The organism is Scandinavium sp. UTDF21-P1B, from assembly GCF_040750395.1.
Taxonomy (GTDB): Bacteria; Pseudomonadota; Gammaproteobacteria; order Enterobacterales; family Enterobacteriaceae; genus Scandinavium.
This window is the reverse complement of the sequence record NZ_JBFLVD010000017.1, coordinates 86,848-109,165: the sequence shown is the minus strand read 5'-3', so window position 1 is coordinate 109,165 and position 22,318 is coordinate 86,848. Positions and strand designations below refer to the sequence as shown.

17 protein-coding genes are annotated in these 22,318 nt (G+C 57.6%); 10 read left to right on the top strand and 7 right to left on the bottom strand.

Annotated elements, in window-relative coordinates; translation table 11 throughout:
- Nucleotides 1-66 precede the first annotated feature (66 nt).
- From menD to AB1287_RS14680, 7 genes are all read left to right on the top strand, one after another.
- Nucleotides 67-1,737, top strand: a complete 1,671-nt coding sequence (gene menD, locus AB1287_RS14710; RefSeq protein ID WP_435618254.1) for a 2-succinyl-5-enolpyruvyl-6-hydroxy-3-cyclohexene-1-carboxylic-acid synthase — start codon at nt 67-69, stop codon at nt 1,735-1,737.
- The gene (menH, locus tag AB1287_RS14705; RefSeq protein WP_435618253.1) at nt 1,734-2,495 is read left to right on the top strand and encodes a 2-succinyl-6-hydroxy-2,4-cyclohexadiene-1-carboxylate synthase; all 762 of its coding nucleotides are present in this window, start codon (nt 1,734-1,736) and stop codon (nt 2,493-2,495) included. The genes menD and menH overlap by 4 nt, the downstream gene beginning before the upstream one ends.
- A gap of 15 nt (nt 2,496-2,510) precedes the next feature.
- Nucleotides 2,511-3,368 (top strand): 1,4-dihydroxy-2-naphthoyl-CoA synthase, encoded by an 858-nt coding sequence (gene menB / locus AB1287_RS14700; protein WP_435618252.1) that lies wholly within the window; start codon nt 2,511-2,513, stop codon nt 3,366-3,368.
- Nucleotides 3,368-4,333: an o-succinylbenzoate synthase gene (gene menC, locus AB1287_RS14695; RefSeq protein ID WP_435618251.1), complete on the top strand. Its 966-nt coding sequence runs from the start codon at nt 3,368-3,370 to the stop codon at nt 4,331-4,333. The genes menB and menC overlap by 1 nt, the downstream gene beginning before the upstream one ends.
- Nucleotides 4,330-5,697: an o-succinylbenzoate--CoA ligase gene (gene menE, locus AB1287_RS14690; RefSeq protein WP_435618250.1), complete on the top strand. Its 1,368-nt coding sequence runs from the start codon at nt 4,330-4,332 to the stop codon at nt 5,695-5,697. Before menC ends, menE begins: the two co-directional genes overlap by 4 nt.
- A gap of 240 nt (nt 5,698-5,937) precedes the next feature.
- A complete protein-coding gene (locus AB1287_RS14685; protein WP_312627105.1) occupies nt 5,938-6,480 on the top strand; it encodes a YfaZ family outer membrane protein in 543 nt (180 codons plus the stop codon).
- Nucleotides 6,481-6,568: 88 nt separating this feature from the next.
- Nucleotides 6,569-7,771: a nicotinamide mononucleotide deamidase-related protein YfaY gene (locus tag AB1287_RS14680; RefSeq protein ID WP_435618249.1), complete on the top strand. Its 1,203-nt coding sequence runs from the start codon at nt 6,569-6,571 to the stop codon at nt 7,769-7,771.
- On the opposite strand, the gene glpC is transcribed toward AB1287_RS14680, so the two are convergent.
- Genes glpC through glpA form a run of 3 tightly spaced genes read right to left on the bottom strand, consistent with a single transcriptional unit; the run spans nt 7,772 to nt 11,833 of the window.
- Entirely contained in the window at nt 7,772-8,971 is a 1,200-nt protein-coding gene (glpC, locus tag AB1287_RS14675; protein WP_435618248.1) for an anaerobic glycerol-3-phosphate dehydrogenase subunit GlpC, read from the bottom strand.
- Complete coding sequence (glpB, locus tag AB1287_RS14670) at nt 8,968-10,215, bottom strand: glycerol-3-phosphate dehydrogenase subunit GlpB (RefSeq protein ID WP_435618247.1); 1,248 nt, start codon at nt 10,213-10,215, stop codon at nt 8,968-8,970. The genes glpC and glpB overlap by 4 nt, the downstream gene beginning before the upstream one ends.
- Nucleotides 10,205-11,833: an anaerobic glycerol-3-phosphate dehydrogenase subunit A gene (gene glpA, locus AB1287_RS14665; protein ID WP_435618246.1), complete on the bottom strand. Its 1,629-nt coding sequence runs from the start codon at nt 11,831-11,833 to the stop codon at nt 10,205-10,207. The genes glpB and glpA overlap by 11 nt, the downstream gene beginning before the upstream one ends.
- Before the next feature lie 267 nt (nt 11,834-12,100).
- Between glpA and glpT the strand changes: the two genes are divergently transcribed.
- Together glpT and glpQ are read left to right on the top strand one after the other, a co-directional pair.
- The gene (gene glpT, locus AB1287_RS14660) at nt 12,101-13,453 is read left to right on the top strand and encodes a glycerol-3-phosphate transporter (RefSeq protein ID WP_312627101.1); all 1,353 of its coding nucleotides are present in this window, start codon (nt 12,101-12,103) and stop codon (nt 13,451-13,453) included.
- Between the two features lie 11 nt (nt 13,454-13,464).
- On the top strand, nt 13,465-14,526 hold the full coding sequence (gene glpQ, locus AB1287_RS14655; RefSeq protein WP_435618245.1) for a glycerophosphodiester phosphodiesterase: 1,062 nt from the start codon (nt 13,465-13,467) through the stop codon (nt 14,524-14,526).
- Nucleotides 14,527-14,609: 83 nt separating this feature from the next.
- Here the strand turns inward: glpQ and yfaE are convergent, their stop codons facing one another.
- The 4 genes from yfaE to ubiG all read right to left on the bottom strand — a co-directional run bounded on the left by yfaE (nt 14,610) and on the right by ubiG (nt 19,454).
- Nucleotides 14,610-14,864, bottom strand: a complete 255-nt coding sequence (gene yfaE / locus AB1287_RS14650; protein ID WP_312627098.1) for a class I ribonucleotide reductase maintenance protein YfaE — start codon at nt 14,862-14,864, stop codon at nt 14,610-14,612.
- Complete coding sequence (nrdB, locus tag AB1287_RS14645; RefSeq protein ID WP_435618244.1) at nt 14,864-15,994, bottom strand: class Ia ribonucleoside-diphosphate reductase subunit beta; 1,131 nt, start codon at nt 15,992-15,994, stop codon at nt 14,864-14,866. Before nrdB ends, yfaE begins: the two co-directional genes overlap by 1 nt.
- A 102-nt stretch (nt 15,995-16,096) precedes the next feature.
- Nucleotides 16,097-18,382 carry a class 1a ribonucleoside-diphosphate reductase subunit alpha gene (gene nrdA, locus AB1287_RS14640; protein WP_435618243.1) on the bottom strand — a complete coding sequence of 762 codons (2,286 nt, stop codon included), beginning with the start codon at nt 18,380-18,382 and terminating at the stop codon, nt 16,097-16,099.
- A gap of 346 nt (nt 18,383-18,728) precedes the next feature.
- Nucleotides 18,729-19,454 (bottom strand): bifunctional 2-polyprenyl-6-hydroxyphenol methylase/3-demethylubiquinol 3-O-methyltransferase UbiG, encoded by a 726-nt coding sequence (ubiG, locus tag AB1287_RS14635; RefSeq protein WP_312627093.1) that lies wholly within the window; start codon nt 19,452-19,454, stop codon nt 18,729-18,731.
- A 159-nt stretch (nt 19,455-19,613) separates the two neighbouring features.
- Between ubiG and gyrA the strand changes: the two genes are divergently transcribed.
- Nucleotides 19,614-22,253 carry a DNA topoisomerase (ATP-hydrolyzing) subunit A gene (gene gyrA, locus AB1287_RS14630; protein ID WP_312627092.1) on the top strand — a complete coding sequence of 880 codons (2,640 nt, stop codon included), beginning with the start codon at nt 19,614-19,616 and terminating at the stop codon, nt 22,251-22,253.
- Nucleotides 22,254-22,318 lie beyond the last annotated feature (65 nt).

Genomic DNA, 22,318 nt, shown 5'->3' with positions numbered 1-22,318 from the left:
GCATATCAATAACCTGTCGTCATCGCTCATCTATAATTATTTGCAAAATTGATACCGGACAATCTCATGTCAGTAAGCGCATTTAACCGACGCTGGGCGGCGGTGATCCTCGAAGCTTTAACCCGCCACGGCGTGCAGCACGTCTGTATTGCGCCGGGTTCGCGTTCCACGCCGTTGACGCTGGCGGCGGCAGAAAATCGCGCACTGATTGCTCACACCCATTTTGACGAGCGTGGCCTGGGTCACCTGGCGCTGGGGCTGGCAAAAAGCAGCCGACAGCCCGTGGCGGTGATCGTCACCTCCGGTACGGCGGTTGCGAATCTCTATCCTGCGCTGATTGAAGCGGGTCTGACCGGTGAAAAACTGATCCTGCTGACGGCGGACAGGCCGCCGGAGCTTATCGACTGCGGCGCCAATCAGGCGATTCGCCAGCCGGGCATGTTCAGCTCTCATCCTTCTCAAACCCTTTCTTTGCCGCGCCCGAGCCAGGATATTCCCGCCCGCTGGCTGGTGTCGTCGATTGATAATGCGCTGGGGCAGCTGCACGGCGGTGGTGTACACATCAACTGTCCTTTCGCGGAGCCGCTATATGGCGAAATGGACGAAACCGGGCTTGAGTGGCAGCGGGCGCTTGGCAACTGGTGGCAGAGCGACAAACCCTGGCTGCGCGAAGGCCTGCTGCTGGAAAGCGAAAAGCAGCGCGACTGGTTCTTCTGGCGGCAAAAGCGCGGCGTTGTCGTGGCCGGGCGCATGAGCGCGGCGGAAGGTAAAAAGGTGGTCGAGTGGGCGAAAACCCTCGGCTGGCCGCTGATTGGCGACGTGCTGTCGCAAACCGGGCAGCCGCTGCCGTGTGCGGATTTATGGCTGGGCAATGCCAAAGCGGTCAGTGAACTGGCTCAGGCGCAGATTGTCATCCAGTTCGGCAGCAGCCTGACGGGCAAGCGCCTCCTGCAATGGCAGGCTACCTGCGAGCCGGATGAATACTGGCTGGTGGATAATCTCCCAGGCAGGCTGGATCCGGCTCATCATCGCGGGCGCAGGCTGGTCTGCGAAATAGATAAATGGCTCGACCAGCACCCGGCGGAGCACCGTCAGGGCTGGAGTGCGGCTATCCCGCGGCTTTCAGAGCAGGCGTGGAAAATGACGGTGGCGCAGCGCGAAACCTTCGGTGAAGCGCAGCTTGCGCACCGCATCAGTGACTATCTGCCGGAGCAAGGCCAGCTGTTCGTTGGCAACAGCCTGGTGGTGCGCCTGATTGACGCGCTGGGACAGCTTCCGGCGGGTTATCCGGTGTACAGCAACCGTGGTGCCAGCGGCATCGACGGGCTGATTTCCACCGCCGCTGGCGTACAGCGCGGCAGCGCCAAATCCACACTCGCGATAGTGGGCGACCTCTCCGCGCTTTACGATCTCAACGGTCTGGCGCTGCTGCGGCAGGTTTCCGCGCCGCTGGTGCTGATTGTGGTGAACAACAACGGTGGACAGATTTTCTCCCTGTTGCCGACGCCCGCCGAAGAGCGCGAGCGCTTCTACCTGATGCCGCAAAACGTCAACTTCGGGCACGCGGCGAAGCTGTTTGGCCTGCGTTATCACCGCCCCGAAAGCTGGGCTGAGCTGGAAGATGCCCTGAGCGGCGCGTGGCGACAGCCGGTGACGACGGTTATCGAACTGGTCGTCAATGACACAGACGGCGCGCAAACCCTGCAACATCTGCTCGCGCAGGTCAGCCAGCTATGACGCTAAACGCCGTTGCCCGTGGAGGTGAGAAAGAGCGGCCCTGGCTGGTTTTTCTGCACGGCTTTTCCGGCGATAACCGGGAGTGGCAAGCGGTCGGTGAATCGCTGAGTCAATTTCCCCGGTTGTATCTCGATTTGCCTGGCCATCACGGCAGCGCTGATGTTCCGGTGACGGGGTTTGACGATGTATCTCGGGAAATACAGGAAACATTGGCAAGCTACAACGTTGCGGCGTGCTGGCTGATTGGCTATTCGTTGGGTGGCCGCGTGGCGATGTATGCTGCTTCTCAGGGAGCGTTGCCTGGCCTGAAAGGCATTATTGTTGAGGGCGGTCATCCCGGCCTTCAGGATGAGGAAGCCCGCAAAATGCGCCTGGCTTCCGATGTACAATGGGATAAACGTTTTCGCACCGAACCGCTCACCCGAGTTTTTGATGCCTGGTACCGCCAGCCGGTGTTTGCTTCGCTGAATGAAAGCCAGCGTCAGGCTCTGGTGGGGCTACGTGCCAGCAACAACGGTTCACGGCTGGCTGACATGCTGATGGCAACGTCGCTTGCGGTACAGCCAGATTTACGCGCGGCGCTAAGCCAGCGTGACTATGCTTTCTGGTACTTATGCGGCGAGCGCGATGCAAAATTCCGCGCCATTGCGCAGGCGCTGGCCGCGCCGTATCACCTTATTCCTCACGCCGGACATAACGCCCACCGGGAAAATCCCGCAGCGGTCGCACACTGTCTGGCACAGATTCTGAACGACTGACGACAGGACAAACTGATGATTTACCCTGATGAAAAAATGCTCTACGCCCCGGTGGAATGGCAGGACTGCTCCGAAGGTTTTACCGACATCCGCTATCAGAAATCCGCTGACGGTATCGCTAAAATCACCATCAATCGTCCACAGGTGCGTAACGCGTTCCGTCCGCTGACCGTCAAAGAGATGATTCAGGCGCTGGCCGACGCTCGCTACGACGATAACGTTGGTGTGATCGTGCTTACCGGTGAAGGCGACAAAGCCTTCTGCGCGGGCGGCGATCAGAAAGTGCGCGGCGACTACGGCGGATATCAGGACGATGCCGGCACGCATCACCTGAACGTGCTGGACTTCCAGCGTCAGATTCGCACCTGCCCGAAACCGGTCGTGGCGATGGTGGCGGGTTACTCCATCGGCGGCGGCCACGTGCTGCACATGATGTGCGATCTGACCATCGCAGCTGAAAACGCGATCTTCGGCCAGACCGGCCCGAAAGTCGGCTCGTTTGACGGCGGCTGGGGTGCAGCCTACATGGCCCGCATCGTGGGGCAGAAAAAAGCGCGTGAAATCTGGTTCCTGTGCCGTCAGTACGACGCAAAAGCCGCGCTGGATATGGGCCTGGTCAACACCGTTGTTCCGCTGGCCGATCTGGAAAAAGAGACCGTTCGCTGGTGCCGTGAAATGCTGCAAAACAGCCCGATGGCTCTGCGTTGCCTGAAAGCAGCACTTAATGCCGACTGCGATGGTCAGGCAGGTCTTCAGGAGCTGGCCGGTAACGCTACTATGCTGTTCTACATGACCGAAGAAGGCCAGGAAGGCCGCAACGCCTTCAACCAGAAGCGTCAGTCTGATTTCAGCAAATTCAAACGGAATCCATAATGCGCAACGCCCAGGTATACCGCTGGCAGATCCCCATGGATGCGGGAGTGGTTCTGCGCGAGCGGCGACTGAAAACCCGCGATGGGCTCTTCGTGCGGCTGCGCCTGGGCGAAGCCGAAGGCTGGGGAGAGATCTCACCCTTGCCGGGATTCAGCCTGGAAACGTTAGAAGAGGCGCAGGTCGCCGTGATGGCCTGGGTCCAGGCCTGGCAGCAGGGGAATGATCCTGAACTTCCGCCGTTACCTTCCGCAGCCTTTGGCCTGAGCTGTGCGCTGGCAGAGCTGCACAACGAGCTACCGCTGGCCGCCGATTACCGCGCGGCACCGCTCTGTACCGGCGATCCGGATGAGCTGTTTGCCGTGCTTGAGGCGATGCCCGGCGAAAAGGTTGCGAAAGTGAAAGTGGGGCTCTGGGAAGCGGTTCGCGACGGCATGGTCGTCAACCTGCTGCTGGAAGCGATTCCTGACTTACAGCTGCGCCTGGATGCCAATCGGGCCTGGACGCCGCTCAAGGCTCAGCAGTTTGCGAAGTACGTTAATCCGGAATACCGCCCGCGTATCGCGTTTATTGAAGAACCGTGCCGCAGCCGTGACGATTCCCGTGCGTTCGCGCAGGAAACCGGCATTGCGATCGCCTGGGATGAAAGCCTGCGCGAAGCCGGTTTTACCTTCACGGCGGAACCCGGCGTAAAAGCGGTGGTCATCAAACCGACGCTTACCGGTAGCCTGCAGCGCGTATGCGAACAAGTGGCTGCGGCGCATGCGCAGGGATTAACCGCGGTGATCAGCTCATCAATCGAGTCAAGCCTCGCTCTCACTCAGCTGGCGCGTATTGCGGCCTGGCTGACGCCGGATACCATGCCTGGCCTCGACACGCTGAACCTGATGCAGGCTCAACTGATTCGTCGCTGGCCGGATAGCAATTTGCCCTGCATGACCTACGAGAGCCTGGATCCGCTGTTATGACCTTCCCTGATTTTCCGTGGCGTCACTGGCGCGCTGCGCGTCCGGATGCCCGGGCGGTGAGGCTGGGCGATGAAGTGCTGACCTGGCGACAGCTGTGCGAAAGTATCGATCGCTTGGCTGCCGGTTTTCTTTCGCAAAACCTCCAGCCGGGCGAGGGCGTGCTGCTGCGGGCCTGGAACTCTCCGCAAACTCTGTTGGCGTGGCTGGCATTGCTACAGTGTGGCGCACGCGTTTTACCGGTTAACCCGCAGCTGCCTCGTGAGCTGGTGGCCGCGCTGCTGCCTCAGTTTTCACTTCATCACGCGGTGCTGCTCACAGAAGAAGCCCCGTTTACAGATTTGCCGATGCTTGCCCTTCAGCAGGCTGAGGCCGCACCGGAATCGCTCTGGCAGCCCGAACGTCTGGCCACGATGACGCTCACTTCCGGCTCCAGCGGCTTACCGAAAGCGGCGGTGCATACGCTGCAGGCCCACCTTGCCAGCGCCAAAGGCGTACTGGCGCTGATGCCTTTTAGTGAATCTGACGACTGGCTGCTGTCGCTGCCGCTGTTTCATGTTTCCGGGCAGGGCATTATCTGGCGCTGGCTGCTGAAAGGCGCATGCCTGACGGTGCGCGAACGCATGCCGCTGGCGCAGATGCTGGCAGGCTGTACGCATGCTTCGCTGGTGCCGACTCAGCTCTGGCGTCTGCTGCACGACGGTGAAACCTCTACGCTTCACACGGTGCTGCTGGGCGGCGCGGCAATTCCTGTCGAGCTTGCCGAACGGTCGCGCTCCCGTGGCATTCAGACGTTCTGCGGCTACGGCCTGACGGAATTCGCTTCCACGGTCTGCGCCAAGGAAACGGATAGCGAAGCTGACGTGGGGCGTGCGCTGCCGGGCAAACAAGTGAAAATCGTTGACGGTGAAATCTGGCTGCGCGGTGACAGCATGGCGGCGGGCTACTGGCGCAACGGCGAGCTGATCCCGCTGACTAATGCCGAAGGCTGGTTTGCCACGCGCGACCGCGGTGAGTGGCATGGCGATCGTCTCAGCGTCCTTGGTCGAATGGATAATCTTTTTTTCTGCGGCGGTGAGGGGATTCAACCCGAAGAGGTTGAGCGGACCATTGTCCGTCATCCGCAAATTGAACAGGTCTTTATTGTGCCGCTGGATGACAACGAATACGGTCAGCGCCCGGTTGCGGTGGTGGAAGGTCGTGAAGGGTTTGACGTTGCCGGGATGCCTGAATGGGCGAAGGATAAGTTGGCCCGGTTCCAGCAGCCTGTTTACTGGCTTCAGCTGCCCGCAAGCCTGAAAACCGGCGGCATTAAAATTTCCCGCCGCGCGCTTCAGGAGTGGGTGAATGCCACGCTGAAAGGCTAAAATTTCTGATTCTCATCCGGGTGATAAACACTTTCTCTGTGAAGGGGCATTTAGCTGTTTTGTCTCACTTCTCCTTCATTACTGCTGAAATTCCCCTCAATATGCCTCGTATCACGTAGTGACTGGTTACAATCCTGTCGCCAATCGCCTTTTTAGTGTCTTGATTCCTGGGCATTCGGCAGTACAATTCTGCCGTTTTTGGGCATTTTTATTAATTTGTGTTTGCTGGAACGTTAAAAAATGAAAAAAGGTATCTTATTAGGTCTGTCCGGGCTGCTGTTTGTTTCTGCGGCGGCGAACGCGATCAGCGTGAGCGGTCAGGCGGGCGAGCATTACACCAACCTGGGTGTAGGTTTTGGAACGGAATCAACGGGTCTGGCGATGAGCGGTAACTGGACCCACAGCGACAACGACGGCGATGCCGCGAACCTCGGTCTGGGTCTGAATATTCCGCTGGGCCCGTTCATCGCGACCGTCGGTGGTAAAGGCGTCTACACCAATCCGAAGCAGGGCGATGAAGGCTATGCGGCTGCGGTAGGCGGTGGTCTGCAGTGGCCTATCGGCGACAGCTTCCGTCTGTTCGGTGAGTATTACTACTCCCCGGATTCCCTCTCCAGCGGTATCGAGAGCTATCAGGAAGCCAACGCAGGCGGTCGCTGGACCATCATGCGTCCGATCAGCATTGAAGCGGGCTACCGTTATCTGAATCTGGCAGGTAAAGATGACAACCGCGACAACGTCATTGCAGACGGCCCGTACGTAGGCGTAAGCGCGGCATTCTGATCTCCCGGCGCGGTATTCTGCCGCGCCTGTTTTCCTTTTCTTCCCGGCCTCCGCTATAGTAAATCGTCCTCTTCTTCAGGAGATAACGATGATAAATGTGGAGATGCTGTCCACGGGTGACGAAGTGCTGCATGGTCAAATCATTGACACCAATGCCGCGTGGCTTGCCGATTACTTATTTACGCAAGGAATGCCGTTAACGCGGCGCAATACCGTTGGTGACGATCTCGATGCGCTGGTATCCATCCTGCGCGAACGCAGCCAGCATGCAGATATTCTGATCGTTAACGGCGGTCTTGGCCCTACCAGCGACGATCTGAGCGCGCTGGCCACCGCCACTGCTAAAGGTGAAGGGCTGGTGCTGCACGAAGCCTGGCTCAAGCAGATGGAGCGCTTCTTCAGCGAGCGTGGCCGGGTGATGGCCCCGAGCAACCGCAAACAGGCGGAAATTCCCGCCAGCGCCGAGTTTATTGATAACCCGGTCGGTACCGCCTGCGGCTTTGCCGTTCAGCTGAACCGCTGCCTGATGTTCTTCACGCCGGGCGTACCTTCGGAATTTAAAGTGATGGTGGCTGAACAGATTGTGCCGCGCCTGCGTGAGCGCTTTACGTTGCCGGAGCCTCCGCTTTGCCTGCGGCTTACCACCTTTGGACGCTCCGAAAGCGATCTGGCCCAGAGCCTTGATCATCTGAACCTGCCGCCTGGCGTGACGATGGGCTATCGCTCATCCATGCCAATCATTGAGCTGAAGCTAACCGGGCCTGCCGCTGAGCGCGACGCGATGCTCGCCCTGTGGCCCGAGGTGCAGAAAGTCGCGGGAGAGAGCCTGATCTTTGAAGGTACCGAAGGCCTGGCGGCGCAGCTGGCCCGCACGCTGCATGAGCGGAATCTGAGCATCACCCTCAGCGAGCAGTTCACCTGCGGGCTGATTGCCCTTCAGCTTGGGCGGGAGAGTGCGCCTCTTCTGGCAAGTGAAGTGGTGCCGTGCCAGGAGGAAACGCTGGCGCAGACGGCGCACTGGACGGCGGAACGCCGGGTGAACCATTTTGCCGGACTGGCGCTGGCCGTCAGCGGACTGGAGCAGGATCATCTCAACTTCGCACTCTCAACCGCCGAAGGCACTTACGCGCTGCGGGTGAAATTTAGCAACTCGCATCACAGCCTCGCGGTGCGTCAGGAGGTATGTGCGATGATGGCGCTGAATATTCTGCGTCGCTGGCTGAACGGCAAATCGGTGGCCAGCGAGCACGGCTGGATCAACGTTGTCGACGACCTCTTCCTGCCAGCGTAATCAGTGTGGGCTTGCCAGCGCCTGAGCCAGAAGGGTAATGGGATGTTCACAGCGCAGGCTGGTGGACATCTCAATCTGCCATTTGCAGGTTTCACAGTCGGTAATCACCAGATCGGCGCCGCTCTCCTCAATTCGGGCAAACAGCGGGGCGCCGATGGCCTGCGAGGTGACGTAGTTTTCGGTTTTAAAACCGTAGGTTCCGGCAATGCCGCAGCACTGTGAATCCAGCACGATAACCTCCAGCTCCGGGATCTGACGCAGCAGCTCAAGGGTGTAAATCGACCAGCCCATTTTTTCCATATGGCAGGGCGTGTGATACACCACCTTCAGCGGCAACCGGCGTAACGGCAGCGTTTTCCCCGCATCCAGCTGTTTCCACAGCCAACGGGTAGCAAGCTCAATGCTGTCGCGAACGTCATGGTTATCAATATCCAGCAGATGTGGATATTCGTCGCGCAGGGTGAACGTGCAGGTTGACGACGTGGCAATCGCCGGCAGCTGTTTTTCCACCACCGCCTTGCGCAGTGAAGCGGTATTGATTTGCGCCTGTTTACGCGCCTTATCGACAAAGCCGTTGGCAATCAGCGGCACGCCGCAGCACTTCTCTTTATCGAGCAGCTGCACCCCGATGCCAAGTGCATTCATCACGCTGATTAAATCTTTGCCAAGCTGCGGGTTGTTGTAATTCACGTAACAGCCGTGGAAAAAGGCGACCTGTTCCGCATATTGCGCCTGCTGTTTTTCAATCCGGCGATACCAGCGTCGGAAGGTTCCCGTACCGTATTTGGGCAACTGGCGGCGATGGTCAATTTTCAGGGCGACGTCCAGCAGTCGACGAACCGGCTTCAGGCCCGTGGTGGCGTTGACGATCGGCGCAAACGGCGTGGAAAGCGTGCCCATTAAATCCGTGTGGCTGAGAATGGCATCGCGAAGCGTGGGCTTCTGCTGGCTGAACCGGGCCCGGGCACGCTGGATAATATCGCCAATGCGAACGTCTGACGGGCAGGCGACCTCACAGCGCTTACAGTTGATGCAATACTTCAGCGCTTCGTCATACAGCGCACCCTCTTTCAGGCGCAGGCGTTCACCGTCCGGGCCTGCCTGTTTCGGGCCCGGATAGTGAGGATTAACGCGGCTTACCGGACAGGCCGTGGTGCAAACGGTACATTTGATACAGTGGTCAAAACGGGTATCGTTCATGGCTGCTCTCCGCTGAGTTCAGTAATCTGGCGGGCAACGTGCAATGCCGTGACTGCGCTGACGCCGCCGGCGCAGCCCTGTGACAGGCCGTCAAAGCCGCTGAGGACACCGCCGATGGCGAAAAAGTTGTTGAAAGGCTGGCCGTTGAGTGAAGCGCGCAGCGCGTTATCCGTTTTAACGCCAAAGCGCTGCCAGGGTTGTGGCTCAAAGAAATCACGGCTGGTCCAGTTTTCCCGCCCGGGCGTTTGCAGCACGTCGAGGCCGAGGACGGGTTCGCTTACGTCCTGCCGACTGGCAACCAGGCCGCCGCTGAAGAAGCTGCCGCTGGCGAGTACGGCAAAGCGGGTGCGCAGCGGGATCTCGCCGTGGTTACGGGTCGAAATCGCGTTGACGCTTTGCCCGCTGTGGCTCACATCCGTCACCGCATCACCCGCCAGCCAGACGCCGCCGTTCTTAATAAACTGACGCTGTAACGCAGCGTGTAATCTGATGCCCGGCACCGACGGGGGCAGCGTCGGCAATAAAGAAAGCGGGCAGGGAAGGGATTCATTCAGCGCGCGCCACAGGCTGTTATCCTGCAGGCCAAAGCAGGCGGGCATGAGGATCCTGTCATACAGCTTTGCTATTGGCAGCAGCGCGGCCAGCAGGCTCTGCGCCTGATTGCCGCCATCCAGCACCCTGGCCAGATTTACCGAGCGGAACTCAGAGGCGTTATCGCGCAGGATGTCCAGCTGTGGGAGTTCGATTTCCAGCGCCTCAGCGTTTGCGCCGCTTTTCCGCAGTGAGGCTGCCGCCAGATGCGGCTGAAAATCGAGAAAGCCGCTGATACCGACGACCGCAATGCGCTCCCCCTTTTCCGGGGCAAGGGCAATGTCCTCAGACGTCAGCCATGCCTGGCGCAGGGTGCCAATGGGGGTAATGCGCTGATGCGGCTGCTCAACGCTGCCCTGCATAGCAATGCCGCATTCGCTCAGCAGCGCTTCGGTTTGATGTGCACAGGCCAACACCGCTGTTTTGCCGATCAGGCTATAGGGATGCGTGGGTTCGGTGGCCGCGAGCCTCTCCAGCGCAGCATCAAGGTGAATTTCCGATGAATGGGTCAGCAAATCAAGGGAGCCGGACGAAAAGTGCAGGCCGCTCTGGCCGAGGCTGATGATGGCGCACCGCAGGCCCTGGCGGGTCAGCTCCAGCCCGCACAGCAGCCCCGCGAGTCCGCCGCCGATGATGACGGTATCAAATTTCATCCTGGTGCTCCTTTTCCAGACCGCACAATCCCTGCCAGACCCAGCGCGTAAATTCGCTTTCCCGCAGCGCATCGCCCCAGGCGATGGGCTGCACGCCCCGCCAGCGCTCGTTCAGAAATTCAGAGAGCTGATTGAGCGATTGCGCAGGCGTGGTGACCTGATAACGCTGGAGTAAACCGGCTGCCCGGCAGGCGCAGAGTTCACCCTGGCAGGAGCCCATGCCAACGCGCGTACGACGACGCAGGTCGAGCAAATTCTTCACTGCCAGGTTGTCGACGGCATAGCGTACTTCCCCGGCGGTGACGGCTTCGCATTCACACACCAGGCTCCGGTGCAGTCGTGAATCGCCAAGCCATTCTGGCGTACGGTCGCCATGGCGATAAACAGCAGAACCGCGCAGCGGGGCAGGAAGGGAAATCATTTTGTGCAACGTGTTTTCGGTTGTTTCGCGTGAACCCGGCAAGGGAATGTCAGCCGTGGTGCAGGCTGCGCTGTGATTCAGTTTTCGGCAGACGGCATCGGTTGCCATTTCCGCCATCAGCCGATAGGTCATCAGCTTACCGCCGGTGATGGTGATAAAGCCCTCCATGCCGTCGCGTCTGGCGTGATCGAGCAGCACAATCCCTCTGCTGACGTTACGCCCGCTGGGATCGTCGTCGCTGGCGACCAGGGGACGCACGCCGCAGTACGCGCGAAGAATGCGCGTTGTCGCCATTATCGGAGCCAGTTTTTCCCCTTCACACAGCAGGATATCGACTTCTTCCGCTGTGACACGGTTGTAGTCGATATCGCGGTAATCAATGTGCGTGGAGGTCGTACCAATCAGCGAAATCGTATCGCCAGGCACGAGAATATCGGCATCCGCAGGCTTGCGGCAGCGGTTGATCACGTGCTGGTTAATGCGGTTTTCGAAAATGAGCAGTGACCCTTTTGCCGGGAACATGCGCACGGACAGGTCGGCGTATTCGGCAATACGCTGGCCCCAGATGCCGCCCGCGTTGACGATGACCTGGGCATGTAGCTGTTCGGTTTTTTGTGTTGTGCGATCCCATATCGTTACCCCGCATACGCGCGCGCCCTGGCGGATGAGCCCCGTCACTTCGCAGCCGGTACGAATGATGGCACCGTGCTCGCGGGCATCCAGCATATTGGCGGCCGTCAGCCGGAAGGGATCTACTGTGCCGTCGGGCACTTTCACCGCGCCGATAATTGCCGGGTTGACTGCGGGCTCCAGCGTCAGCGCCTGGGCGGGCGTCAGCGGTTGGGCATCAATATTTGCGCTTCGGCAGGCTTCAATAAACTGCTGCTGAAAGTCGAGAGAATCTTCCGGCAGGGTAATAAACAGCCCTTGTGTGGCTTCAGTACAGTGGCGGGCAATGCGTTTGAGAATAGCGTTTTCGGCGATGCATTCACGGGCAGATTCCGGGTCGGTGACCGCGTAGCGTGCACCGCTGTGCAGCAGACCGTGGTTGCGGCCAGTCGCCCCGGTGGCGATATCATCACGCTCGACAAGAATCGCTTTGAGGCCGCGCAGAGCGCAGTCCCTGGCGATTCCGGCACCCGTTGCGCCACCGCCGATGATGATGACATCGGCTTCATTGACCGTCGCGAAAGTCATACTGCTCCCTTCCTGTTCATTTTCGTCCAGTTAGCCACAATAAAACTGTGGTTTGTTTGATATCGCGCATAATCGAACATAAATCGAAAATGAAACGTGATTCCGTGCTCACAATGGAATATTTGTCATAATTCTGTAACATTTTGTGCGACATTTCACAGTACGCCCGCTACGCTTTGCCTACCATCCGCCCCGGATGATGACTCATCCCTGCTACTGATAATTCTCAGACGTTTGTATCTGATAACGATGGCCACGGAGGCTACCATGCTCAGTATTTTTAAACCTGCCGCCCACGCGGCGAGATTGCCTGAGGCGCAGATAGATGCGCACTATCGCCGACTGCGCTGGCAGATTTTCCTCGGGATCTTCTTCGGTTATGCGGCCTACTACCTGGTGCGCAAAAACTTTGCCCTTGCCATGCCTTATCTGATTGAACAGGGCTTCTCGCGCGGCGATTTAGGCTTCGCGCTGTCGGGCATTTCAATCGCCTATGGTTTTTCGAAATTCATCATGGGGTCGGTTTCCGATCGCTCAAATCCGCGCGTTTTCCTGCCTGCCGGGCTAATTCTTGCGGCGGCGGTGATGCTGTTTATGGGCTTCGTGCCCTGGGCAACGTCCAGCATTGCGGTTATGTTCGTGCTGCTGTTTATCTGCGGCTGGTTCCAGGGGATGGGCTGGCCGCCGTGCGGGCGCACCATGGTCCACTGGTGGTCACAGAAGGAGCGCGGTGGCATTGTGTCGGTATGGAACTGTGCGCATAACGTTGGCGGTGGTTTGCCGCCGCTGCTGTTCCTGTTAGGGATGGCATGGTTCAACGACTGGAAGGCGGCGCTGTATATGCCGGCTTTCGGCGCGATTCTGGTCGCGCTGTTTGCCTTTGCCCTGATGCGCGATACGCCGCAGTCCTGCGGCCTGCCGCCGATTGAGGAGTACAAAAACGACTATCCGGACGACTACAGCGAAAAGCATGAAGAAGAACTGACGGCAAAACAGATCTTCATGCAGTACGTGCTGCCCAATAAATTACTGTGGTATATCGCGGTGGCGAACGTGTTCGTGTATCTGCTGCGCTACGGCATCCTCGACTGGTCACCCACCTATCTGAAAGAAGTGAAGCATTTCGCGCTGGACAAGTCCTCCTGGGCCTATTTCCTGTATGAATATGCGGGGATCCCGGGCACGTTGCTGTGCGGCTGGATGTCGGACAAAGTGTTCCGCGGCAACCGAGGGGCAACCGGCGTGTTCTTTATGACGCTGGTGACCATCGCCACCGTTGTTTACTGGCTTAACCCGCCGGGTAATCCGGGCGTGGATATGACCTGTATGATTGTTATCGGCTTCCTGATTTATGGTCCGGTGATGCTGATTGGCCTGCATGCGCTTGAGCTGGCACCGAAAAAAGCTGCGGGTACGGCCGCGGGCTTTACCGGGTTGTTCGGCTATCTCGGCGGTTCCGTGGCGGCCAGCGCTATTGTGGGCTATACGGTCGACTTCTTCGGCTGGGACGGCGGTTTCATGGTGATGATCGGCGGTAGCGTACTGGCGGTGATTTTACTGCTGGTGGTGATGGCAGGTGAGAAACGTCATCATGCGGAAATGCAGGCGCGTCGACAATAAGGAGCATTGTGATGAAATTAACGCAATTAGCAACGGGCCTGCTGCTGGCCGGTTTAATGACGGGCTCTGCGCTCGCGGCCGATAAGATTGTTATCGCTCACCGTGGTGCCAGCGGCTACCTGCCCGAGCATACGCTCCCCGCGAAAGCGATGGCCTATGCGCAGGGTGCGGATTATCTGGAGCAGGATTTAGTGATGACAAAGGACGACCAGCTGGTCGTCCTGCATGACCATTATCTTGACCGCGTGACGGACGTGGCTGAACGTTTCCCGGACCGCGCCCGTAAAGATGGCCGCTATTACGCCATCGACTTCACGCTGGCGGAAATTCGTTCGCTGAAGTTTACCGAGGGCTTTGAGATTGAAAACGGCAAGAAGGTGCAGGTCTATCCGGGGCGCTTCCCGATGGGCAAGTCTGATTTCCGTATTCACACTTTTGAAGAGGAAATTGAGTTTGTTCAGGGGCTGAACCACTCAACCGGTAAAAATATTGGTATCTATCCGGAAATCAAAGCGCCGTGGTTCCATCATCAGGAAGGCAAGGATATTGCGGCGAAAACGCTGGCGGTGCTGAAGCAGTACGGTTACGCCAGCAAGAAGGACAAGGTCTATCTGCAATGTTTTGATGCCGCTGAGCTGAAGCGCATTAAAACCGAGCTGGAGCCGAAGATGGGGATGGATCTCAATCTGGTGCAGCTGATTGCTTATACCGACTGGAATGAAACCCAGGAGAAGCAGCCGGACGGGAAGTGGATTAACTACAGCTACGACTGGATGTTTAAGCCCGGCGCGATGAAGCAGATTGCACAGTACGCGGACGGCATCGGGCCGGATTACCATATGCTGGTGGCTGAGGGCTCCACGCCGGGCCACGTGAAGCTTACGGCAATGGTTAAAGAGGCGCATGCCAGCAGGATGCAGGTGCATCCGTATACCGTGCGTGCGGATCAGCTGCCGGAGTATGCAACGGACGTGAATCAGCTGTACGACGTGCTGTATAACCAGGCGGGCGTGGACGGGCTGTTTACGGATTTCCCCGATAAAGCGGTGAGTTTTTTGCAAGATAAGCGCTAAAAGCGTCGGGTGGTGATTGGGCCAGATCTGGCCTACAAACTGCGGTTTTGTAGGTCGGGTCAGCGAAGCGCCGCCCGACATCATCACATCTCGATTTCGATATCGCCCTTCGCTTTGCAGCAGCAGGGCAGAATTTCGCCCTGCTGAACAAAGGCCAGCGGCTCCATCAGCCAGTCAACCTGGCCGGAGACCAGGCGGCAACGGCAGGAGCCGCAGTAACCTTCGCGACACTGAAATTCCACCGCAACGTTATGCGATTCCAGCGCCGCCAGAAGGGAAGCGTGTTCTTCCTGGCACAGCAGCTGTGTGCCCGTCACGCGAAGGGTTACGCGGCTCATCAGAGCTGGAAGTTGCTCAGGTCGTCGGCATCGATTTCAGAATCAATCTGACCGACCAGATACGAGCTGACTTCCACTTCCTGCGGCGCCACCTGGACGTTATCGGACACAAGCCAGGTGTTAATCCACGGAATTGGGTTAGAGCGCGTCTGGAATGGCAAATCGAGGCCCACCGCCTGCATGCGAATATTGGTGATGTACTCGACGTACTGACAAAGGATGTCTTTGTTCAGGCCGATCATTGAGCCGTCACGGAACAGGTAGTCTGCCCACTCTTTCTCCTGCTGGGCCGCCAGCACGAACAGGTCATAGCACTCCTGCTTGCACTCTTCAGCTATCTCCGCCATTTCCGGGTCGTCCTGGCCCGAGCGCAGCAGATTCAGCATGTGCTGGGTGCCGGTCAGGTGCAGGGCTTCGTCGCGGGCAATCAGACGGATAATCTTGGCATTACCTTCCATCAGTTTGCGCTCGGCAAAGGCGAAGGAGCAGGCGAAGCTCACGTAGAAGCGAATGGCTTCCAGGGCGTTAACGCTCATCAGGCACAGGTACAGCTTTTTCTTCAGCTCGCGCAGGTTCACGGTGACGGTTTTGCCGTTCACGGTGTGAGTGCCTTCGCCCAGCAGGTGCCAGTAGCTGGTGAGTTCAATCAGTGAATCGTAGTAGTGGGAAATGCCTTCCGCACGTTTCTGGATCTGCTCATTGGTGACGATGTCATCAAACACGGTCGCCGGATCGTTGACGATGTTGCGGATGATGTGGGTGTAAGAGCGCGAGTGGATCGTTTCCGAAAATGCCCACGTCTCAACCCAGGTTTCCAGTTCAGGAATGGAAATCAGCGGCAGCAGCGCCACGTTCGGGCTGCGGCCCTGGATGGAGTCCAGCAGCGTCTGGTACTTCAGGTTGCTGATGAAAATATGCTTTTCGTGATCTGGCAGTGCCTGGTAGTCAATGCGGTCGCGGGAAACGTCGACTTCTTCCGGGCGCCAGAAGAAGGAGAGCTGTTTCTCAATCAGCTTTTCGAAGATGTCATATTTTTGCTGATCGTAGCGGGCCACGTTGACCGGCTGGCCAAAAAACATCGGCTCCAGGAGTTGGTTATTTTTCGTCTGTGAAAAGGTGGTGTATGCCATGAGTGGGATCCTGTCCTGGTATTATACGCCGGGTGGCGCTTCGCTAACCCGGCCTACAAGAGACCGTAGGCCCGGCAAGCAACGCGCCGCCGGGCAATATTATCAAATCTTACATGCGCCGCTTTCGCAGCCGTCGTCCTGGATGGACGGTGCCAGGTCGTCCTGGGCATCTTCTGCGCCATCACGGGTGTTGTGATAGTACAGGGTTTTCACGCCAAATTTATAGGCATTGAGCAGGTCTTTGAGCAGCTGCTGCATCGGTACTTTGCCAGACGGGAAACGCGTCGGGTCATAGTTGGTGTTTGCCGAAATAGACTGATCGATAAACTTCTGCATGATGCCGACCAGCTGGAGGTAGCCGTCATTATTCGGCATTTCCCACAGCAGCTCGTAGCCGTTTTGCAGTTTTTCGTAGTCCGGCACCACCTGGCGCAGGATACCGTCTTTCGAGGCTTTAATGCTCACGTGACCGCGCGGCGGCTCAATGCCGTTGGTGGCGTTGGAGATCTGCGAAGAGGTCTCTGACGGCATCAGCGCGGAGAGCGTGGAGTTACGCAGGCCGTGCTCTTTGATGGATTCACGCAGGGCTTCCCAGTTGTAGTGCAGCGGCTCGCTGACGATCCCGTCCAGGTCTTTCTTGTAAGTGTCGATTGGCAGAATGCCTTTAGCGTAGGTGGTTTCGTTGAACCACGGGCATGCGCCTTGCTCTTTCGCCAGCTCGTTAGAGGCTTTCAGCAGGTAGTACTGAATGGCTTCGAACGTTTTGTGAGTCAGGTTGTTGCCGCTGCCGTCGGAGTAGCGTTTACCGTGCTTCGCCAGGTAGTAGGCGAAGTTGATGACGCCGATACCGAGAGTACGACGGCCCATCGCACCGCGTTTGGCGGCCAGAATCGGGTAGTCCTGATAGTCGAGCAGGGCATCCAGCGCGCGGACGGCCAGGATGGCCAGCTCTTCCAGATCGTCTAGGCTGTCAATCGCACCGAGGTTAAACGCCGACAGCGTACACAGGGCGATTTCACCGTTTTCGTCGTTGACGTCGTCCAGCGGTTTGGTCGGCAGGGCGATTTCCAGGCACAGGTTAGACTGGCGCACTGGCGCTACCACCGGGTCGAACGGGCTGTGGGTGTTGCAGTGGTCGACGTTCTGAATGTAGATACGACCCGTGGACGCACGTTCCTGCATCACCAGTGAGAACAGCTCTACGGCCTTGATGCGCTGCTTGCGAATGGTGTCGTCTTTTTCGTATTTCACGTACAGGCGCTCGAACTCGTCCTGATCGGCGAAGAAGGCGTCGTACAGGCCCGGGACGTCGGACGGGCTGAACAGCGTGATGTCCTCACCTTTCAGCAGGCGGGTGTACATCAGCTTGTTGATCTGCACGCCGTAGTCCATGTGGCGCACGCGGTTCGCTTCGGTACCGCGGTTGTTTTTCAGCACCAGCAGGCTTTCCACTTCCAGATGCCACATTGGGTAGAAGAGGGTGGCCGCACCGCCGCGCACGCCGCCCTGAGAGCAGGATTTCACCGCGGTCTGGAAGTGCTTATAGAAAGGAATACAGCCGGTGTGGAACGCTTCACCGCCGCGAATCGGGCTGCCCAGCGCACGGATGCGACCGGCGTTGATGCCGATACCGGCGCGCTGGGAAACATATTTCACGATGGCGCTGGAGGTGGCGTTGATGGAGTCCAGGCTGTCGCCGCATTCAATCAGTACGCAGGAACTGAACTGGCGCGTCGGGGTACGCACGCCGGACATGATTGGCGTTGGCAGTGAAATCTTGAACGTCGACACGGCGTCATAGAAACGCTTCACGTAGTCCAGACGCGTTTCGCGCGGGTAGTTAGAGAACAGGCACGCGGCAACCAGAATATAGAGGAACTGGGCGCTCTCATAGATTTCGCCCGTAACGCGGTTCTGAACCAGGTACTTCCCTTCCAGCTGCTTAACGGCGGCGTAGGAGAAGTTCATGTCACGCCAGTGGTCGATAAAACCGTCCATCTGCTTGAACTCTTCTTCCGTGTAGTCTTCCAGCAGATGACTGTCGTATTTACCCAGCTCTACCATGTTGACGACGTGGGTGTAGAGCGCCGGTGGCTCGAACTGGCCGTAGGCCTTTTTACGCAGGTGGAAAATCGCCAGGCGCGCGGCCAGGTACTGGTAGTCCGGTGCGTCACGGGAGATCAGGTCGGCAGCAGCCTTGATGATGGTCTCATGGATATCGGCGGTTTTGATACCGTCGTAGAACTGGATATGCGAGCGCAGTTCAACCTGAGAAATGGAAACGTTGTTCAGCCCCTCGGCCGCCCAGTCGAGCACGCGATGAATTTTATCGAGATCGATACGCTCGGTCCCGCCATCACGCTTAGTCACCATCAGACTCTGATTCATGTGCTTTTTACCTGTCCGTGAAAGAAAAAATATCCCCCGTTTATCCACAGAACGCCGCTGTGACTAACTCTGTGGATAAATACTATATATTGGGGGTGTGCGATAAGTTAAACGCTATATGGTGAGTATTCTAGTAAGGATTCATTTGAGTACAAGGGTTGATTTTGACGTTAACTTGAGGTTGTCAAAGCGTGAAAAAGGCTAAGTCCTCGAACTGTAAGGCCTGGACGTGATGTCAATAATGTAGAAAAAAAAATGAAAATTTGATCGAGTGCTGATTTCTTCAACGAGGGAAGGATTTGCGCAACGGGATGCTGCGCAAACTTTATAAAAATAACTTATGACGTCAGACGTTTTTTGCGGTTGTATGCAACATATAGTTAACATCAACACCCGGTGCGAGCTTGAAGTGATTGGTCACCGGATTGTAGTGCAGGCCCGTCATGTGGCGTTCCTGAAGGCAGGTGTCGTCTACCCAGCTCAGCAGCTCGGCAGGCTTAATGAATTTCTTCACGTCATGCGTACCTTTCGGCACCATCTTCAGCACATACTCTGCGCCGACGACCGCCATCAGCCACGCTTTGCCGTTACGGTTTATCGTCGAGAAAAAGACCTGGCCGCCTGGCTTCACCAGCTTTGCACAGGCGTTAACCACGGATTGCGGGTCCGGCACGTGCTCCAGCATTTCCATGCAGGTGACCACGTCATACTCCTGCGCGTGTTTCGCCGCGTGATCTTCGACGGTTTCCTGCACATAGTTCACGTGAATGCCGGTTTCCAGCGCATGCAGGCGCGCGACCTGAAGCGGCTCAAAGCCCATGTCCAGCCCGGTTACCTCGGCGCCTTCCCGTGCCATGCTTTCGGCGAGGATGCCGCCACCGCAGCCTACGTCCAGCACTTTTTTGCCAAACAGACCGTCGGAGCGGGTGGCGATATAGCCTAAACGCAGCGGATTGATGCGATGCAGCGGTTTGAATTCCCCTTCGAGATCCCACCAGCGTGAAGCGACAGCTTCAAATTTTGCAATTTCGTCGCGATCGACGTTAGCCACCGGCTGTTTTTCAGCATTCATGGGCGCATTGACTCCTTTTCTTATCAGGCCTGTGAGTATATCAGCACCCCGGCGCGAATAAAGCGCCGCGCGGGTGCTATTGATTTACCTCAATCCTGTCTGCTGTGTTATAATTTGCGACCTTTGAATCCGGGAAACATGTAGAGGGATAGCGGTTAGATGAGCGACCTTGCGAGAGAAATTACACCGGTCAACATCGAGGAAGAGCTAAAGAGCTCCTATCTGGATTATGCGATGTCGGTGATTGTTGGCCGTGCGCTGCCAGATGTCCGTGATGGCTTAAAGCCGGTACACCGTCGCGTACTTTACGCCATGAACGTACTGGGCAATGACTGGAACAAAGCCTATAAAAAATCCGCCCGTGTCGTGGGTGACGTCATCGGTAAATACCATCCCCATGGTGATTCCGCAGTGTATGACACCATCGTACGTATGGCCCAGCCGTTCTCGCTGCGCTACATGCTGGTCGATGGGCAGGGTAACTTCGGTTCCGTTGACGGCGACTCCGCGGCGGCGATGCGTTATACGGAAATCCGTATGTCGAAAATCGCCCATGAGCTGATGGCTGACCTGGACAAGGAAACCGTCGATTTCGTGGATAACTATGACGGCACGGAAAAAATTCCGGACGTCATGCCAACCAAAATTCCAAACCTGCTGGTGAACGGTTCGTCCGGGATCGCGGTGGGTATGGCCACCAACATTCCGCCACACAACCTGACGGAAGTGATCAACGGCTGCCTCGCCTACATTGATGATGAAGACATCAGCATTGAAGGGCTGATGGAGCACATTCCGGGGCCTGACTTCCCGACTGCCGCCATCATCAACGGTCGTCGTGGTATCGAAGAAGCCTACCGCACCGGTCGCGGCAAAATTTACATTCGCGCCCGCGCGGAAGTGGAAGCCGACGCGAAAACCGGTCGTGAAACCATCATCGTGCATGAAATTCCGTATCAGGTGAACAAAGCTCGCCTGATCGAGAAAATCGCCGAGCTGGTGAAAGAGAAACGCGTAGAAGGGATCAGCGCGCTGCGTGACGAGTCTGATAAAGACGGTATGCGCATCGTGATTGAAATCAAACGTGATGCGGTGGGGGAAGTGGTTCTCAACAACCTTTATTCCCAGACCCAGCTGCAGGTTTCCTTCGGTATCAACATGGTTGCGCTGCACCATGGTCAGCCGAAGATCATGAACCTGAAAGACATTCTTTCGGCGTTCGTGCGTCACCGCCGTGAAGTGGTGACTCGCCGTACCATCTTCGAACTGCGTAAAGCGCGCGACCGTGCGCACATCCTTGAAGCTCTGGCCATCGCGCTGGCGAACATCGATCCGATCATTGAGATGATCCGTCGTGCGCCAACCCCTGCGGAAGCAAAAGCCGCGCTGATCGCGCAAAGCTGGGATCTCGGCAACGTGGCTGCGATGCTGGAACGCGCAGGCGACGATGCGGCACGTCCGGAGTGGCTGGAGCCGCAGTACGGTATCCACGACGGCAAATACTTCCTGACCGAGCAGCAGGCTCAGGCGATTCTGGATCTGCGTCTGCAGAAGCTGACCGGCCTGGAGCATGAAAAGCTGCTCGATGAGTACAAAGAGCTGCTGGAGCAGATCGCTGAACTGCTGCACATTCTGGGTAGCGCAGACCGTCTGATGGAAGTGATTCGCGAAGAACTGGAACTCGTTCGCGAGCAGTTCGGCGATGAGCGTCGCACTGAAATCACTGCCAATAGCGCCGACATCAACATCGAAGACCTGATTAACCAGGAAGACGTTGTGGTCACGTTGTCGCATCAGGGCTATGTGAAGTATCAGCCGCTGACCGATTACGAAGCTCAGCGCCGCGGCGGCAAAGGCAAATCTGCCGCCCGTATTAAAGAAGAAGACTTTATCGACCGCCTGCTGGTGGCCAACACCCACGACACCATTCTGCTGTTCTCCAGCCGTGGTCGTCTGTACTGGATGAAGGTTTATCAGCTGCCGGAAGCCAGCCGTGGCGCGCGTGGACGTCCAATCGTCAACCTGCTGCCGCTTGAAGCCGATGAGCGTATTACCGCTATTCTGCCGGTGCGTGAGTACGAAGAGGGCGTCAACGTCTTTATGGCAACCGCCAGCGGTACCGTGAAGAAAACGGCGCTGACCGAGTTCAGCCGTCCGCGTTCTGCCGGGATCATTGCGGTGAACCTGAACGAAGGCGACGAACTGATTGGCGTTGACCTGACCAACGGTAACGACGAAGCGATGCTGTTCTCTGCCGCCGGTAAGGTGGTGCGCTTTAAAGAGAGCGCTGTGCGTGCCATGGGCCGTACGGCAACCGGCGTTCGCGGTATTAAGCTTGCGGGTGAAGACAAAGTTGTTTCGCTGATCATTCCTCGCGGTGAAGGTGCCATCCTGACCGTTACGCAGAACGGCTACGGTAAGCGTACCGCAGAAACGGAATACCCAACTAAATCACGCGGCACGCAGGGCGTTATCTCGATCAAAGTGACCGAGCGTAACGGTTCCGTGGTTGGCGCGGTTCAGGTTGTGGATACCGATCAGATCATGATGATCACCGATGCCGGTACGCTGGTGCGTACGCGCGTGTCGGAAGTCAGCGTGGTTGGTCGTAACACCCAGGGCGTTATCCTCATCCGCACTGCGGAGGATGAAAACGTGGTGGGCCTGCAGCGCGTGGCTGAGCCGGTTGACGAAGAAGAGCTCGACGCTATCGACGGCACCGTTGCCGAAGGTGACGACGAGATCGCGCCTGAAGCGGAATCTGACGACGACGTGGCGGATGACGCCGACGACGAATAATCGTCTTAAATCATTGCCAAAGGGTCAGCGAATGCTGGCCCTTTTTCTTAGAATATTGCGAGGGG